The sequence below is a fragment of the Kocuria sp. GQ42 genome, assembly GCF_059758435.1.
Window position 1 is genome coordinate 204,984 of record NZ_JCAXEN010000002.1, and the last position, 14,835, is coordinate 219,818.

A 14,835-nucleotide genomic window follows, 5' to 3' on the forward strand; every position below is an offset into this window, starting at 1 on the left:
TGCGGGGGTCCTGCCGTCCCGGTCGCACCGTGTCCGGGGCCGGTCGCGAGCCCTCCCGGCCCTAGACTGGAGGCCGAACTGCGGGCGCCGACCGCGGTCCCCCAGCCGGGGCGGAGCGCCCGGGTGACGAGGAGGATCCCCACGTGAGCACCACGGTCAGCCCCTGTCCCAACCGCAAGACCTGGGACGCCACCGTCCGGGTGACCGGCGGGCACCCGCAGCAGCTGTGGGGCATCGGCGAGGCCCAGGTCTCCGCCGAGGGCCCCGGCCTGCGGGTCGACCGCGTCATGGTCCACGACGCCGAGCAGCGCACCGTGGGCTACGCGCAGCTCTACCTGCGCTCCGAGGCCGAGCGCGTGGTCGCCGGGACCGTGCACTGCCACGTCCACCGGCCCGAGGACCTGCCCGTGGTCGCCGCCGCCCTCGCCGACTGGGCCCGGGAGGAGCACTCGGCCGTCCTGCTGCGCTTCCAGGCCGACACCCTGCGCGCGCCCGGCACCCCGGAGGCGCTGGAGGCCGCCGGGTTCACCCGGCCCGCCGCGGACGCCGGGCCGGAGGAGCCCCGGCGGCTGGAGGTGGTGCTGGGGGAGACCGAGCGGGACCTCTCGCGGCGGCTCTCGGAGGCCACCCTGGACCGCTGCCGCACGGCACTGCGCACCCCGGGCGTGACGGTGCGGGAGGTCACGGCGGGCAGCCGGGTCCTCGCGAACATCGGGCTGCGGACCCGGCTCATCACCCAGCTGCTGGAGGACCTGGGCGAGGACTCGCTGCTGCTCGTGGCCACGGAGGCCGCCGAGGACGGCCGCGAGGCCGCCCTGGGCTACCTGTGGTTCGTGCACACGCGCGGTCTGGCGATGATCTACCGGCTCGGCTTCACCCGCCGGGGCCGGGACCTGGGCGTGGACGACGCGCTGCTGCTGACCGGGATCGTCGAGCTGCAGAAGCGGCGCGTGCAGCGCCTCGACGGCGGCGACCCGGACGAGACGGAGGTGCCGCTCGTGGTCCGCGAGCTGGCGGCGACGGAGCGCCCGGTGCTGGGCCCCTGGGAGAAGGCCCTGGGCGGTGGCCCGGCGGGGGAGTTCTCGGAGGACGTCGCCGAGGCCGCTGCCGAGGCCTCGGGGACCGCGGTGGCCGCGGAGCTGGGCCTGGGCGAGCCGGCCCCGGCGTGGTCTCCCGACCTCGGGGAGCCGGACGACGTGCCCGAGGACGACGACGGCGCGTCCCGTCCCGCCCGGGGGCGTGCCCGGCGGGCCCGGGACCTCACCCGCCGCGTGGTCGGCGAGAGCATCTCCGCCCTCCGGGACGCGGCGGGGCGCTGAGACCGGGCGCTCAGGACTCCCGGCGGCGCAGCCCGGCGACGGACTCCCGGAGCCGGCCGGTCAGGCCCGGAAGGCTCTTGCGGGCCGAGACGGCGGCCTCCCTGGCGGCGCGCACACCGGTGTACGCGGCGTACGTCCCGCGGCTCAGCGGCAGGTCCCAGGTCCCGGGGTAGGACTCCGGGCGGCCGCCGAAGGACTTCTTGAACTTCGTGAAGCCGTGCCACGCGTGGTCCGGGCCGGCGTCCTCGGGCGCCGTGCCGAAGAGGTCGAAACGGCTCAGGCCCTTCTGCTTGGCGTCCAGGACCATCCGCACGACCAGGGGGATCCCCGCCGAGAGCCTGCGGTGCTCGAAGTCCATCGCGGCGTGGGCGTAGGTGCGGGTGTCGTCGGAGTCGTAGACGAGGGAGGCGCCGATGGGCTCGCCGTCCAGCCGGGCCACGTAGAGGGCCGCCGCGCCCACGGGCATGAGGCTGCGGGCGGCCTCGCGCAGATAGGCGTCCTGCTGCCGGGCGAAGTCCTTGCGCTCGGCCGTGGCCTCGAGGAAGCCCAGCAGCACGTCGACGTCCTCGGGGTCGGTCGAGGTCGTGAAGGTCACGCCCTTCTTGGCGATGTTGCGGTGCAGGTTGCGGTTGGTGGACTTCATGTCCTTGAGGATCGCGTCCTCGTCCTGGGTGAGGTCGATGACCTGGGTGTGCCCGGGCTGCACCTGCCGGGGGGCCGGGCGCATTCCGCGCCGGCGCAGCGAGGCCTCGGGCGTCTCGAGCCCGTCCGTCACCGCGGCGTCGACGGGCTCCACCCGCACGAACCAGCAGCGCTCGGCGCGTGCGGTGCGGGCGAGGTCGTCGAGCGCGGCCTCGAAGGCCTGCGGGGTCCGCGCCTCGGGGCCGTACGGGCAGTAGAGGTAGCGGCCCGTCCGGCCGCCCTCGAGGATCGCGAGGTAGCGCCATCCGTCCCCGGAGGCCTGGAACACCTTGTGCCCCAGGTTCCGCTGGAATCCGGCCCATGCGTTCGACTGCAGTATGTTCGCCACGCCCCCACTGTACCGGGGCGTCGGGGCGCCGCCGGTGCCCCGCGGTCCGGGCCGGTCAGGGCACCGAGCAGGTGCCGTTGGGCGTGAGCTCCTGCGTCCCCACGAGGGGCTTCGCCGCCGCGAGGGGGGCGGCCATCGCGAGCCCGGAGCCCACCGGGGTGCCGGCCGGCAGGGCCTCCGCGTCCCGCGCGCCGCGGTCCGTGGCCTCTTCGAGCACCCGGTCGAGGTCCTCGTGCAGCAGGTCGAAGTCCGGGTAGGTGGGGAAGGACGGGTCGTAGTACGGCGGGCCGGCGGCGTACTGCACGAGCTCGTGCTCCTTGGCCTTCAGCGCCACGTCCACGAACGAGCCGATCTGGCTCTGCGGGATGTCGGTCTCGACGACCTGTGTGCCCGAGTTCGCGAGGTCCTCGAAACGGGTCAGCACGTTGACGGGGTTGAGCTGCTTGAGCATCGCGGCCTGCACGCAGCGCTGGCGCGCCTGGCGGTCGTAGTCCGTGGCCCCCTCGCGGGACCGGGCGTACCAGAGGGCGTGGTAGCCGTCCAGGCGCTGCACGCCAGGCTCGATGTATCCGAAGATCTCGTTCGGCAGGCCCGTCACCAGGTCGGTGCCGCCGCCGATCGGGACGCGCCCGCCGACGTCGATGGTGATCCCGCCGAGGGCGTCGACGAGCTGCTCGAAACCGTTCATCTCGACGATCGCGTAGGCCTGGACCTCGATGCCGAGGACGCCCGAGGCGGCGTCCTTCATGGCCTCGGCGCCGGGGTCCGCGGCGTCGGGGTAGAGCTCGGCGTGGTTGTTCGTGACGTCGGTGTAGAGGGCGTTGAGGATGCACTCGTCGCCGCAGTCGAAGCCCTCGGGATAGACGTCGGCCAGCGGCGAGTCGGAGGGGAAGGGCGCGTTCTGCAGGTTGCGCGGGAGGGAGATGGTCACGGTCCGCCCGGAGTCGGCGTCCACGCTGAGCACCGTCATCGAGTCGGGGCGGCGGCCCGAGCGGTCCTCCCCGGAGTCGGTGCCCATGAGCAGGATGTTGTACCGCCCGTCCGCGGGCCGGAAGGGCAGCCCGCCCCCGAAGACGTCCGAGACCGCACCGCGCGTCACGGACAGCAGGTAGGCGGACCAGGCCAGTCCGCCGGAGGTCACGAGCATGAGCGCCACGGTGGCCGCGGCCACCGCGCGGCGGGTCCGCTGCACGAGGAGGCCGGGCCGGATGAGCCGGAGCGTGTCGAAGAAGAGCAGCGCCCAGCCCACCGCCAGGGCCACGAGCCCGGCGATCAGCAGCAGGGACGTGAACGAGTTCGTCAGGAACCAGACCAGGGGAGTGCGCCACAGCACCAGGGACAGGAGTGCCAGCGCCGCCGCGGCCCAGACCACCACGTCGACCTTGAGGGCCGCCCGACCGATGGCCCGCCGGCCCGCGACGAGCTGCGCGCTGCCGGGGACCACGAGCGTGGACAGCAGCAGCGTCCACGCGCGCCGGGCCCGGGTGCCGTCCCCGGCGTGCTGCGGGTGGCGCAGCGGATCCGTGAGCCGGGGCGGGCTCGCCGCGTCGTCGTCGACGCCCCGCACGGCCGTCACGGCGTCGGGCGGGAGGTCCCGGGACCGGGAGCCCTCGGCGGACGGGTCGTGGGGCGGGCGGGGATCGTGCTCAGCGCGGGGGGTGTGGCCGTTCACGGGCAGCTCCGGCGGGGAAGGGCGGGCAGGGGGAAGGACGGGAGGGCGGGAGCGCGGGCGCCCGGGTCAGCCGTCGAGGCGGGTGCGCAGGGCGGCGCCCTTGGCGTGGGCGGTCTCCCGGAGCTCGTCGGCGAAGCGCAGGAGCTGCCCGCGCAGGGCCTCGGCCTGCGGGTCCGCGCCGGCGGCGAGGATCCGGGCGGCCAGCAGCCCGGCGTTGCGCGCCCCGCCGATGGACACGGTGGCCACCGGGACGCCGGCGGGCATCTGCACGATCGACAGCAGCGAGTCCATGCCGTCGAGGGTCTTCAGGGGGACGGGGACGCCGATCACGGGAAGGGGCGTCACCGAGGCGAGCATCCCCGGCAGGTGGGCGGCGCCGCCGGCCCCGGCGATGATCACCCGCAGCCCCCGCTCGTGCGCCCGCTGACCGTACTCGATCATCTCGGTGGGCATCCGGTGGGCGGAGACGACGTCGGCCTCGTACGCGATCCCGAACTCCTCGAGGGCGGTGGCGGCGGCCTCCATCACGGGCCAGTCGGAGTCCGAGCCCATCACGACGCCCACGACGGGCTGCTGCTTCTCGTTCACTGGTGCTCCTGGGCTGCTCGGCGGGTGGGGGCCGCCATCGCGGTCCGGTCTGGGGCTACGCTATCCGTCCCGGCTGGACGGGCCGTGGGAGGCACGCGGGTCAGGCCTGCCCGTCGCGCAGCACGGCCGCCACGCGGGTGGCCCGCCGGCGCAGCTCCGGGATCTCGTCCGCGGCGCCGGTGAGGTTGACGTGGCCGATCTTGCGCCCGGGCCGCACGGCCTTGCCGTAGTTGTGGATCTTGGCGCGGGGCTCCGCGCCCATGGCCGCCCGGTAGGCGCCGAAGAGGTCCTGGTTCGCCCCGCCCAGGTAGTTCTTCATCACCGCGGCCCCGCCGATCAGCCCGGTGTCCCCGAGCGGGAGGTCCAGGACGGCGCGCAGGTGCTGCTCGAACTGGCTGGTCACGGACCCGTCCATGGTCCAGTGCCCGGAGTTGTGCGGGCGCATGGCGAGCTCGTTCACCAGGAACCCGGTGCCGCGGCCGGGGGTCTCGAAGAGCTCCACGGCCATCACACCGGTCACGCCCAGCTCGGTGGCCAGCGTGCGGGCGGCGTCCGCGGCCGCGGCCGCGACCTCGGGACGCAGCTGCGGGGCGGGCGCGAGCACCTCGTCGCAGACGCCGTCCACCTGGATGGACTCCACCACCGGCCACGCCCGCACCTCGCCGGAGGGGGTCCGGGCCACGAGCGCGGAGAGCTCGCGGGAGAACCCGACCTTCTCCTCCGCCAGCAGGGGCCCGTCCGTGCGGGCGAACCACTGCGCCGGCTCGGCGCCGCGGGCGGCCTCGGCGGTGCCGAGGACCATGACGCCCTTGCCGTCGTAGCCGCCGCGCGGGGTCTTGAGCACCACCGGCCAGCCCGTGCGCTCCCCGAAGGCGATCAGCTCCTCGACGTCGGCGACCGCCTCCCACCGCGGGTTCGGCAGCCCGAGGCGCTCCACGGCCGCGCGCATCCACAGCTTGTCCTGGGCGTGCACCAGCGCGTCCGGGCCCGGGCGGACGTCCACGCCCTCGGCGAGCAGGGTCTGCAGGTGCTCGGTGGGCACGTGCTCGTGGTCGAACGTCAGCACGTCCACGCCCGCGGCGAACCGGCGCAGCACGTCGAGGTCGGTGTAGTCGCCCACGGGGGCGGTGGGCACGGCGGCGACCGCCGAGACGTCGGGGCCCTCGGCGAGCACGCGCAGCTCGATCCCCAGGGCGGTGGCGGAGGGCGCCATCATGCGGGCGAGCTGCCCGCCTCCGACGACGCCGACGACAGGGGCGGTCACAGAAGAATTCACCCGACCAGGGTATCCCGGTCCGCCGGGCCCGCTCGGCGGACCGGGATGCCCTGCCTCCGGGGCCGCCCGCCGCCCGGTCTCCGGCGTCGTCCTCCCGCCTCGACCCCGGTACCTGCCCCCACGGGCCCGGCGACGGCCAGGGGACTGTGCTGTAACTCTCCGGTGCCGTGCAGGAGGGGCGGGGTAGGATGTGCCGAGGTCCGCCGCGGGTGCTCTCCCGTGCGCGTCGACCGCCGCGCCGGCCGGCGCCCACCGCCTCACCACCTGGGAGACCTGAAGCCGCGTGAACCGTCTCGTCGACCGTTTCGATGCCCTGTGGCACCTCTTCGTCAAGGAACTCATGAAGTTCGGCGTCGTCGGCGCCCTCGCGTTCGTGATCAACGCGTCGCTCACCTGGATCCTGATGCACACGGTGTTCGAGGACGGCCACCTCAAGGCCAAGTTCGTGGCGACGGCCGTGGCCATCGTCTTCGCGTGGGTCGCCAACCGGCTGTGGACCTTCCGGCACAAGCGCCAGTCGGACAAGCGCCGCGAGCTGGTCCAGTTCCTCGTGGCCAACGGCATCGGCATGGCCATCGAGCTCGGCTGCCTCGGCTTCAGCTACTACGTGCTGGGTCTCACCAGCGCCTACGCGTCCTTCGTGTCCGGCACGATCATCGGGACCATCCTCGGCACCGTCTTCCGGTACTTCGCCTACCGCTTCTGGGTGTTCGCCGAGGAGCTCGACGAGGACCCCAACTTCGCGGACACCGCGGCCCTCGAGATCGCCCTGATCACGGGTCACCAGCCCGCGGAGGGCACCCAGCACCCCCACCGCGCGCACCAGCACCCCCACCGGGAGGGCGCCCGCCACCGCGCGGGGAGCGCGGCAGCCCCCGGCTCGGACACCCACGAGAGCCACGAGAGCACGGAGCCGGCGGAGGGGCGCTGAGCCGTCCCGCTCAGAACACGACGGCGTTCTCGGCCGCCAGCACGGACCGCCAGCCGTCGTCGGCCGCGTCCGCCGGGCGGTCCGTGACGACCGCGGCCCGGCCCCCGGCCAGCACGGCCAGCACGCGCAGTAGGAACTCCGCGTCCATCCGCCGGCCCGGCACGTGCACGGCCGACGCCGTCCCCCAGGCGCTTTCCCGCCCAGCCGCGAGCTCGCCCGCGGCCGGCATCAGCCGGTCGTGCGGCAGGAAGCCGTCGTCGGTCCCCGCGGCCCGGAGCGCGGCACCGTCCGGCGCCGGCTCCTCGAGGCCGTCGTAGACGTCCGCGTGGGAGCGGACCTCGGCGCAGTAGTCGAGGGCGTCCCCGTCCGGCAGCTCACCGCAGTGGCCGAGCGAGAGCGCCGGCCGGTCCAGGACCACGGCCCGCGCCCCGGCGGGCACCCGGTCCAGCAGCGGGGGCGTCGCCCCCTGCGGGTCGACGAGGCCCACCACGGCCCGGTCACCGGGCTCCGCCGCGTCCTCGCGGGGATCGACCACCCGCACCGCGGCCCCCATGGTCCACGAGCCGAGGACGGCCGCGAGACTGCGCCAGTGCACCTCGTCGCCGACGGCCACGACGTCGCCCGCCTCGAGGTCGAGCTCGTCCACCCACAGGTTCGCGGTCTTGGCCACCCAGTTGTCGAGAACCCGCCCCGAGAGCTCCACGCGCTCGCCGTCCCGGCCGTACCAGATCAGGGCCGGGCGGCTGCTGCTGCGCAACTTGTCCACCAAGCGGGGGACAGATCGGGGTGTCGGGGTGTCCATGGTTCCTCCTCGTGGCTGCCGTGCCCGCGGCGGCGGTGCGGCATATGTATAGGGCCGCATTCTTCGCCCTCTGCGGCGTCCCTGTCGAAAATCGGGCCGTGACGTGGAAAAACGTCTACTCCCAAAGACATTCTTCCCGGATATCGTGGCATGGGCGGTCACCCGAGACGGGTTGACTCCGTACTAGTTACACACGTGTAATTGGGAAGTCCGGCAGACGATCAGCAAGGATACGTTCTCCGGGATGCACAGGGTCGGCGACCCCCGTACTGCGCCGCACCCGAGCGATCGTGTCGGATGGAAGGAAAGTCATGGGAGAGGCCGCACGACAGCAGGTCGTGGAATCCAGCCCCCTCGAGGCCCGTCGGCTGAGCATGCGCTCGGTGCCCGAGGACTGGTTCGTGGATCCCGTCGACCCCCGGGCCGCCGAGCGGCACGTCCGCCGAGCGGCCGGGAGCATGGAGGACCAGGCCACGGCCTACCTCCGGGCCCACGAGGCCGTCCAGAACCTCTCCGGCGCCGGAGCGGCACCCGCTCTGGACCTGCTCGAGGCGCCGGCGGCCGACGAGGGCTCCGACTGGAGCGCCGTGGCCGGGCTGTACGCCGTGGACGAGGACGAGGGCGAGCTCGCGTGGCAGACCGACGCGCTGTGCGCCCAGACCGACCCGGAGGCCTTCTTCCCCGAGAAGGGCGGGTCCACGCGTGACGCCAAGCGCGTGTGCGAGGCCTGCCCCGTGCAGGCGGAGTGCCTCGACTACGCGATGAGCAAGGACGAGAAGTTCGGCATCTGGGGCGGGCTCTCCGAGCGCGAGCGCCGCCGCCTGCGCCGTCTCGCCCGCTGAGGTAGTTTCGGGCCATGAGCTCCTCCGGCAGTCCCACCCGCCTCTGCTCCCGCCAGACCTGCAGGCGGGACGCCGTCACGACCCTGACCTACGTGTACTCGGACTCGACCGCCGTGGTCGGCCCGCTCGCCGGACACGCGGAGCCCCACGCCTACGACCTGTGCGCCGTGCACGCCGACCGGCTCACGGTGCCCCGGGGCTGGCGCGTGGTCCGGCTCGAGCCGCCGGAGGCGCGGGCCCGGCGCGAGGACATCGGCGCCGTGGCCGAGGCGGTCCGGGAGAGCGAGCCCCCGGCGCCCGTCCGCGACCGCCCGCGGACTGTGCTGCGCGACGTCTCCCTGCCGCGACCCTCCTCCCCGGCATCGCCGGAACCGCACGCGCCGCGTCCAGAGAGCACCCGCACGAGCCCCCGGACCGGCGGCCGGGCGGGTACCCCGGAGCGTGCCGCGCCGGGCGGCCCGACGACGGCCCCGCAGCGCCCCCGCGTGCCGGCCCCGGAGCCGGCCCCCGAGATGCCGTGGAACGACGTCCCGGTGCCCGCGGCCCTGCACCGGGCGCACCTGCGCCGCCCCGCCGTGCCCGGGGGCTCTGCCCGGCCTGAGGCCTGAACCGCGCGTCCCCGGCCGGTTCCGCACCGTGACCGTGCTCCGCCCCTAGGATGAGCCGCAGACCGCACCTGTCCGGTGCGGAAGGCTCTTCCCCCCGGAGCACCAGGAGTCCCCCCATGACTGTCCCTGCAACGACGCAGCCGGCCCACGAGCTCCACACCGAGTTCCACACCGGTCTCCGCACCGAGACCCGCCACGAGAGCAGGCCGGCGCGGCACCACGACGCACCGACCGACCGCCGCCCCGCCCCCTGGGCGCTGCCGGTGCCCGAACCCGAGCCGGTGCCCCCCGTGGCGGTCGCCCTGGCGCCCGGTTTGCTCGAGCTCCTGCGGTGCCCCCTCACGGGCGGGACGCTGATCCCCGTGGACGCCGACCGGCTGATGAGCGACCGCCCGTTCCGCGACGGCGTGCACCCGGTCTATCCGATCGCCCACGGCATCGCCTGCCTGACCCCCGGCCACTGACGCACCGGACACGTCGCAGGGGGTCACGAAGGCGTTAACATTCGTGACCGATGGGCGGCGGGTGGGGTCCCGCGCGGCCGGCGGACCTATCGTGGGAGCAGTTCCCCAGCGTTCCCCCCACCCCCAGACGCCCGAGGTGCCGCTTCCCATGCCCCTGTCCTCCTGCCCGGTTCCCGCGCCCCCCGCCCCGCGAGCGCTGTCGTCCCCCCGGCGCCTGGTCGCGCTGGGGGCCGTGACGGTCCTGCTCGCCACCGGCTGCGCGCAGGCCTCCGGGGCGCCCGCGGCAGAGCCGGCCACCACCGCCCCGACTGCCACCGTCCGGACCACCACCGTCCCGGCCACGCCGTCCCCGAGCGGGCCGGCCACGGCCGCACCGGCCGAGGTCACCGTCGCCCCCGCGGACGCGGCGGTCGAGCACAACCCCGTGGAGCCGGTCGTGGTGCGCGCCGACGGGGGCGAGCTGACCGACGTCCTGCTGGTGCCGGCCGCCGGCGGGGATCCGGTGCCCGGGGAGCTCTCCGCCGACGGCCGCACCTGGACCAGCACCGCGGTCCTGGCCTTCGACACCCCCTACGTCCTGCACTGGAGCGCCGCCTCCGGGACGGGGCCGACGACGGGCACGAGCACGTTCACGACCGTCCTCGCGGCGAACGAGGTCGACGCGCGCCTCAACGTGGCCGAGGGCGGGGTCTACGGCACCGGTCAGGTGCTGGAGTTCACCTTCTCCGAGCCCGTCGCGCACAAGGAGCAGGTCGAGGAGGCCGTCACCGTGGACGGCGGCGGGGACCGGGCGGGCGCCTTCCGCTGGTACTCGGACACGACGCTGCGCTACCGCCCCGCCGAGAAGTGGGCACCGCGCTCGGAGATCACGGTCTCCCTGGACCTTCTCGGACTCGACGTGGGCCACGGCATGGTGGGCAACCACGACCTGCGCCGGAGCTTCTCGACCGGCGCCGAGCACTACGCCCGGGTGGACAACGAGACCAAGACGCTGACCGCCTGGGTGGACGGCGAGGTCGCGGGGACGTTCCCCGTGACCCTGGGCAATCCGGACTGGCCCTCGACCACCGGGCAGAAGGTCATCATGGAGCAGGCACCGACGTACCTGTTCAAGGCCTCCTCGCTGGACCTGGAGCCGGGGGACCCGCACTGGTACGACACGTTCTGGGCCTCCAACGTGTCCCGGCTGACCGCCAGCGGCGAGTTCGTGCACCAGGCGCTGCCCTCCGCGCTGCCCGTCCTGGGGATCGCCAACGTCTCCCACGGGTGCGTGGGCATGCCGCCCGAGGGCGCGAAGTTCATCCACGACGTGTTCCGTCCCGGGGACGTCGTGGAGGTCGTGGGCACCGGCTACCCGCAGGCCGATCCCGACGACGGGTACGGCGACTGGAACATCCCGCTCGAGCACTACGCGGACGAGGAGTGGAAGGGCGACTGGTGAGCCCCCGCCGGTGAGCCCCCGCAGGTGAGCCCCCGCAGGTGAGCCCCCGCAGGTGAGCCCCCGCAGGTGAGGGAGGGGGCCGGCGGTGGGTAGGATCGGGACCGGCCGGAGCGGACCCGCCCGCCCCGGACCACCGACCCCCTCCGACCGAAGGACCCGCCCGTGGCCACCCCCAGCAACGACAAGGCCCCCTGGCAGCAGGCAGACCCGCCCGCGGACGACCGGCAGCGCGAGGAGCCCGTGTGGACGGGCCTGCTCCCCGCCGTCGTCCCCGCGGAGAGCGCGCCCGACGACGCGCACGACGACGACCGCCCCGGTGGGCGCGGCGGGAGCCGCGGCGCCGGGACGGGCCGCACGGGGAGCGGGGTCCGCGCCGTCGGGGCCGACGAGGCCGCGGGGGACGAGGACCCGGACGCGGAGGCGCGCCGCCGGTCCGCGCTGCGCCGGGACGCGCTGGCGGACGAGCCGCGGCTGCCCCGGCTGCAGCAGGTCCTCCTGGCGCTCGTGCTCCCGCTCGCGCTGCTCGCCGCGGCCGTGCGCGTGGTGGCCACGCCGCTGTTCCTGTGGGCGGAGTACCACCGCCCGGGCTTCCCGGCGGACTCCTACGGCTTCTCCACCGAGGAGCGGATGGTCTTCGGCTCCTACGGACTGGATTACGTCATGAACTGGGCCCCGGCCGGGTTCCTCGGCGGGCTGCAGGACGCGGACGGCGCCCAGCTGTTCCTGGGCTCCGAGGTCGCGCACATGACCGACGTGAAGATCGTGCTGCAGTCCGCGCTCGCGGTGGTCGCGGTCCTCGCGCTGCTCGGCCTCGTCTCGTGCCTCTACCTGCGGGCGAAGGCCCCGGGGGCCGCCTCCGGCGCCCTGTTCTTCGGCTCGTGGCTGACCGTGGCGCTGCTGGTGGCGCTGGCCGTCGCCGCGGTGCTCGGCTGGCAGCAGTTCTTCGCGCTGTTCCACTCCCTGTTCTTCGCGGACGGGTCCTGGACCTTCCGGGCCTCCGACACCCTCATCCGGCTGTACCCCACCCAGTTCTGGATGGACGCCGCGATCGCCGTGGCCGGCCTCGCCCTCCTGGGGGCGCTCGCGGTCATGGCCGCCACCTGGCCCACGGCCTTCCGCCGGCACCGGGCCCTCGACCGGGTGCGCCGGCGGCAGGAGCTCAAGCGGCGGCTGGCCGGTCGCTGAGCCGGCGGGTCAGATCCAGGCGGTGAACCACATCCGCTCCCGCCACTGGTCGTACTCGACGGTCTCCGCGTACCAGACGGGGGCGAAGTGCGCGCTGAGCAGGAGCACCGCGGCCGTGAACACCCCCACCACCGCGAGACCCGCGCGCCGGCGCCGCACGGTGTCCCCGGGCCGGCCCAGGACCAGGCCGAGCATGCCGGCGAGCATGAGCATCAGGGCCGGCTGCACGGGCAGCGCGTAGAAGTAGTACATGGTGCGCTCGGGGTACAGGAACCAGGGCAGGTACCCGGCGGCGAACACACCGGTCAGCGCCCCGAAGCGCCAGTCCCGCCGCACGGCCCACAGCCACGCGGCCACGAGCACGGCGGCGATCGCCGTCCACCACAGGAGCGGGTTGCCGATGTTGAGGATCGCCTGCGAGCAGTGCTCCACCGCGCACCCGGCCCTGCCCCGCTCCGGGTCCTCGTAGAAGTAGGAGGTGGGCCGGCCCAGGGTCAGCCACAGCCACGGCAGCGCCTCGTAGGCGTGCTCGGTGCCCAGGCCGCTGTGGAAGCCGTAGGCGGAGGAGTGGTAGGCCCACAGCGAGCGCAGGGGTGCGGGCAGCCACTGGGGGCCCTCGCCCGGGTGCTGCTGCGCCCAGGTGCGGTCGTAGGCGTCCGTCGAGGCGAACCAGCCCGCCCAGGTGGACACGTAGACCACCAGGCCCGTCCCGACGACCGCGAAGAACGCGGGCACGCCGTCCTTGAGCACCCCGGCGAGCAGCCAGCGCCGCACCCCGGCCACCCGGCGGGCGTTGAGGTCCCACAGCACCGTGAGCACGCCCAGCCCGGCCACCAGGAACAGGGCGCTCCACTTCACGCCCACGGCGAGCCCGCAGGCCGCGCCCGCCGCGATCCGCCACCAGCGCACGCCCAGCCACGGCCCCCACTCCAGGCGGCGCCGCAGCTCCGCCTCCGGGACATCGCGGCCCGGGGCCACCCCCAGCCGGGCGACCAGGCGGCGGCGCCCGTGCTCCCGGTCCAGCAGGAGCAGGACGAACGCGAGCAGCACGAAGAACATCAGGAACACGTCCAGCATCGCGAGCCGGGACTGCACCAGGTGCAGCCCGTCCACCGCGGTGAACAGCCCCGCGAGCGTGGCCACCGTGACCGAGCGGAAGAGCAGCCACCCGGCGGCGCACACCAGTGCGATGGACAGCGTCCCGACCAGGGCCGCGGAGAAGCGCCACCCCAGCGGGTCCTCGGCGCCGAAGAGCCACATGCCGAACGCGATGAGCCACTTCCCGGCCGGCGGGTGCACCACGTAGGAGGGGGTGGCCAGGGCCTCCGGCGGGGTGCCCGCCACGAACAGCTCGTCGGCGCCCTCCGGCCACTGCCGCTCGTAGGCGTGCAGCAGCAGCGAGTAGGAGTCCTTCACGTAGTAGGTCTCGTCGAAGACGATCGCGTCCGGGTGGGAGAGCCGGTGGAAGCGCAGCAGCCCGCCGAGCAGGACCACCAGCAGCGGCCCCAGCCACGCGAACCGGGCCACCGCCGCGGGGCCCGGCAGCAGCCGCTCCCGCAGGGCGGCGGGGGCCAGGGACCGGCGCAGGGTGCCCACCGGTGCCGCCGGCCGAGGCTCCGGCGCCAGGACTGGGGCGCGCACCGAGGAACTCACGGTGTCATCGTAGGGGACGCGTCCCGGCGCCCGCTGAGCCGCGGGGAGGGCCCTCGGGGCGCGCCGTAGAGTGGACCCGTGCACACGCGACCCCACGACGACACTCCTGCCGACGCCCCCACCGACGCCCCCGACGCCCCGACCGGCGCCTCCGCCGGCGCCGCCGCGGGTCCCGGGCAGGTGGTCCTGGCGGGCACCCCGATCGGCAATCTCGGGGACGCGCCGCCCCGGCTGCGGGCGGCCCTCGAGACCGCGGACGTGCTCGCCGTGGAGGACACCCGGCGGCTGCGCCGGCTCACCGCCGGGCTCGGGGTCACCACGCGCGGACGGGTGCTCACCCACCACGAGCACAACGAGGCCGGACGGGTCGCCGAGCTGCTCGACGCCGTCCGCGCCGGCGGCACCGTGCTGGTCCTCTCCGACGCCGGGATGCCCACCGTCTCCGACCCCGGCTACCGGCTCGCGGAGGCCGCGGCCGCCGAGGGCCTGACCGTGACCGCGATCCCCGGCCCCTCGGCGGTGCTCATGGCACTGGCCGTGTCCGGGCTGCCCACGGACCGGTTCACGTTCGAGGGCTTTCTGCCGCGGAAGTCCTCGGAGCGTGCCACCCGGCTGGCGGAGCTCGACGGCGAGCGGCGCACCATGGTCTTCTACGAGGCCCCGCACCGGCTCGAGGTCATGCTCGCCGCGCTGCGGGACGCGTTCGGCCCGGGCCGCCGGGCGGTCGTCGCCCGGGAGCTCACCAAGCTGCACGAGGAGGTCGTGCGGGGCTCGCTCACCGAGCTCGTGGACTGGTGCGGGCAGGGGCAGGTGCGCGGGGAGATCGCCGTCGTCGTCGCCGGCGCCCCCGCCCCCGAGGCCGCGCGACCCGAGGACCTCGTGGCCGAGGTCGAGGCGCTCGTGGCCGCCGGCACCCGGCTCAAGGACGCCGCCGGCCGCGTGGCCGAGCGCACGGGCGTGGGCAAGCGGGAGCTCTACGAGACGGTGCTGGCCGCCCGCAAGGCATAGGGACCATCCGGCCCGG

Annotated in this window: 14 protein-coding genes; 8 read left to right on the forward strand and 6 right to left on the reverse strand. The window is 74.9% G+C overall.

The features are described from left to right. The first annotated feature begins 143 nt into the window (after window positions 1–143). Window positions 144–1,319, forward strand: coding sequence for a hypothetical protein (locus AC6CH6_RS06515; protein ID WP_498254495.1), 1,176 nt, complete (start codon window positions 144–146; stop codon window positions 1,317–1,319). A 10-nt stretch (window positions 1,320–1,329) separates the two neighbouring features. Here the strand turns inward: AC6CH6_RS06515 and AC6CH6_RS06520 are convergent, their stop codons facing one another. The 4 genes from AC6CH6_RS06520 to AC6CH6_RS06535 form a co-directional block, all read right to left on the reverse strand. Then, window positions 1,330–2,349 carry a lipid II:glycine glycyltransferase FemX gene (locus AC6CH6_RS06520; protein ID WP_498254496.1) on the reverse strand — a complete coding sequence of 340 codons (1,020 nt, stop codon included), beginning with the start codon at window positions 2,347–2,349 and terminating at the stop codon, window positions 1,330–1,332. Window positions 2,350–2,404: 55 nt separating this feature from the next. Further along, on the reverse strand, window positions 2,405–4,021 hold the full coding sequence (locus AC6CH6_RS06525) for an LCP family protein (RefSeq protein WP_498254497.1): 1,617 nt from the start codon (window positions 4,019–4,021) through the stop codon (window positions 2,405–2,407). Window positions 4,022–4,087: 66 nt separating this feature from the next. Continuing rightward, window positions 4,088–4,573, reverse strand: coding sequence for a 5-(carboxyamino)imidazole ribonucleotide mutase (purE, locus tag AC6CH6_RS06530; RefSeq protein ID WP_368810711.1), 486 nt, complete (start codon window positions 4,571–4,573; stop codon window positions 4,088–4,090). Between the two features lie 136 nt (window positions 4,574–4,709). Continuing rightward, window positions 4,710–5,873 carry a 5-(carboxyamino)imidazole ribonucleotide synthase gene (locus tag AC6CH6_RS06535; RefSeq protein WP_498254498.1) on the reverse strand — a complete coding sequence of 388 codons (1,164 nt, stop codon included), beginning with the start codon at window positions 5,871–5,873 and terminating at the stop codon, window positions 4,710–4,712. 295 nt (window positions 5,874–6,168) lie between these two features. Here AC6CH6_RS06535 and AC6CH6_RS06540 point away from each other — a divergent pair, with 295 nt between their 5' ends. Continuing rightward, window positions 6,169–6,816 (forward strand): GtrA family protein, encoded by a 648-nt coding sequence (locus AC6CH6_RS06540; RefSeq protein ID WP_498254499.1) that lies wholly within the window; start codon window positions 6,169–6,171, stop codon window positions 6,814–6,816. Window positions 6,817–6,826: 10 nt separating this feature from the next. Here the strand turns inward: AC6CH6_RS06540 and AC6CH6_RS06545 are convergent, their stop codons facing one another. Further along, window positions 6,827–7,618, reverse strand: a complete 792-nt coding sequence (locus AC6CH6_RS06545) for a TIGR03089 family protein (protein WP_498254500.1) — start codon at window positions 7,616–7,618, stop codon at window positions 6,827–6,829. A gap of 311 nt (window positions 7,619–7,929) precedes the next feature. Between AC6CH6_RS06545 and AC6CH6_RS06550 the strand changes: the two genes are divergently transcribed. From AC6CH6_RS06550 to AC6CH6_RS06570, 5 genes are all read left to right on the forward strand, one after another. Then, a complete protein-coding gene (locus tag AC6CH6_RS06550; protein ID WP_095650442.1) occupies window positions 7,930–8,460 on the forward strand; it encodes a WhiB family transcriptional regulator in 531 nt (176 codons plus the stop codon). A 14-nt stretch (window positions 8,461–8,474) separates the two neighbouring features. Further along, window positions 8,475–9,068, forward strand: coding sequence for a DUF3499 family protein (locus tag AC6CH6_RS06555; RefSeq protein WP_498254501.1), 594 nt, complete (start codon window positions 8,475–8,477; stop codon window positions 9,066–9,068). 116 nt (window positions 9,069–9,184) lie between these two features. After that, window positions 9,185–9,532: a hypothetical protein gene (locus AC6CH6_RS06560; protein ID WP_498254502.1), complete on the forward strand. Its 348-nt coding sequence runs from the start codon at window positions 9,185–9,187 to the stop codon at window positions 9,530–9,532. Window positions 9,533–9,680: 148 nt separating this feature from the next. Next, window positions 9,681–10,973 carry a L,D-transpeptidase gene (locus AC6CH6_RS06565; RefSeq protein ID WP_498254503.1) on the forward strand — a complete coding sequence of 431 codons (1,293 nt, stop codon included), beginning with the start codon at window positions 9,681–9,683 and terminating at the stop codon, window positions 10,971–10,973. Window positions 10,974–11,135: 162 nt separating this feature from the next. Then, the gene (locus tag AC6CH6_RS06570; RefSeq protein ID WP_498254504.1) at window positions 11,136–12,158 is read left to right on the forward strand and encodes a TIGR01906 family membrane protein; all 1,023 of its coding nucleotides are present in this window, start codon (window positions 11,136–11,138) and stop codon (window positions 12,156–12,158) included. Between the two features lie 9 nt (window positions 12,159–12,167). On the opposite strand, the gene AC6CH6_RS06575 is transcribed toward AC6CH6_RS06570, so the two are convergent. Continuing rightward, entirely contained in the window at window positions 12,168–13,811 is a 1,644-nt protein-coding gene (locus AC6CH6_RS06575) for a dolichyl-phosphate-mannose--protein mannosyltransferase (protein WP_498254505.1), read from the reverse strand. A 78-nt stretch (window positions 13,812–13,889) separates the two neighbouring features. On the opposite strand from AC6CH6_RS06575, the gene rsmI reads away from it, so the two are divergent. Further along, complete coding sequence (rsmI, locus tag AC6CH6_RS06580) at window positions 13,890–14,819, forward strand: 16S rRNA (cytidine(1402)-2'-O)-methyltransferase (protein WP_498254506.1); 930 nt, start codon at window positions 13,890–13,892, stop codon at window positions 14,817–14,819. Window positions 14,820–14,835: the final 16 nt, after the last annotated feature.

What these genes read in the sequence shown, in the direction of transcription:
- purE (WP_368810711.1), bottom strand. Translation starts at nt 4,573, where the DNA reads ATGGGCTCGGACTCCGACTGGCCCGTGATGGAGGCCGCCGCCACCGCC.
- AC6CH6_RS06545 (WP_498254500.1), bottom strand. Translation starts at nt 7,618, where the DNA reads ATGGACACCCCGACACCCCGATCTGTCCCCCGCTTGGTGGACAAGTTG.
- AC6CH6_RS06550 (WP_095650442.1), top strand. Translation starts at nt 7,930, where the DNA reads ATGGGAGAGGCCGCACGACAGCAGGTCGTGGAATCCAGCCCCCTCGAG.
- AC6CH6_RS06555 (WP_498254501.1), top strand. Translation starts at nt 8,475, where the DNA reads ATGAGCTCCTCCGGCAGTCCCACCCGCCTCTGCTCCCGCCAGACCTGC.
- AC6CH6_RS06560 (WP_498254502.1), top strand. Translation starts at nt 9,185, where the DNA reads ATGACTGTCCCTGCAACGACGCAGCCGGCCCACGAGCTCCACACCGAG.
- AC6CH6_RS06565 (WP_498254503.1), top strand. Translation starts at nt 9,681, where the DNA reads ATGCCCCTGTCCTCCTGCCCGGTTCCCGCGCCCCCCGCCCCGCGAGCG.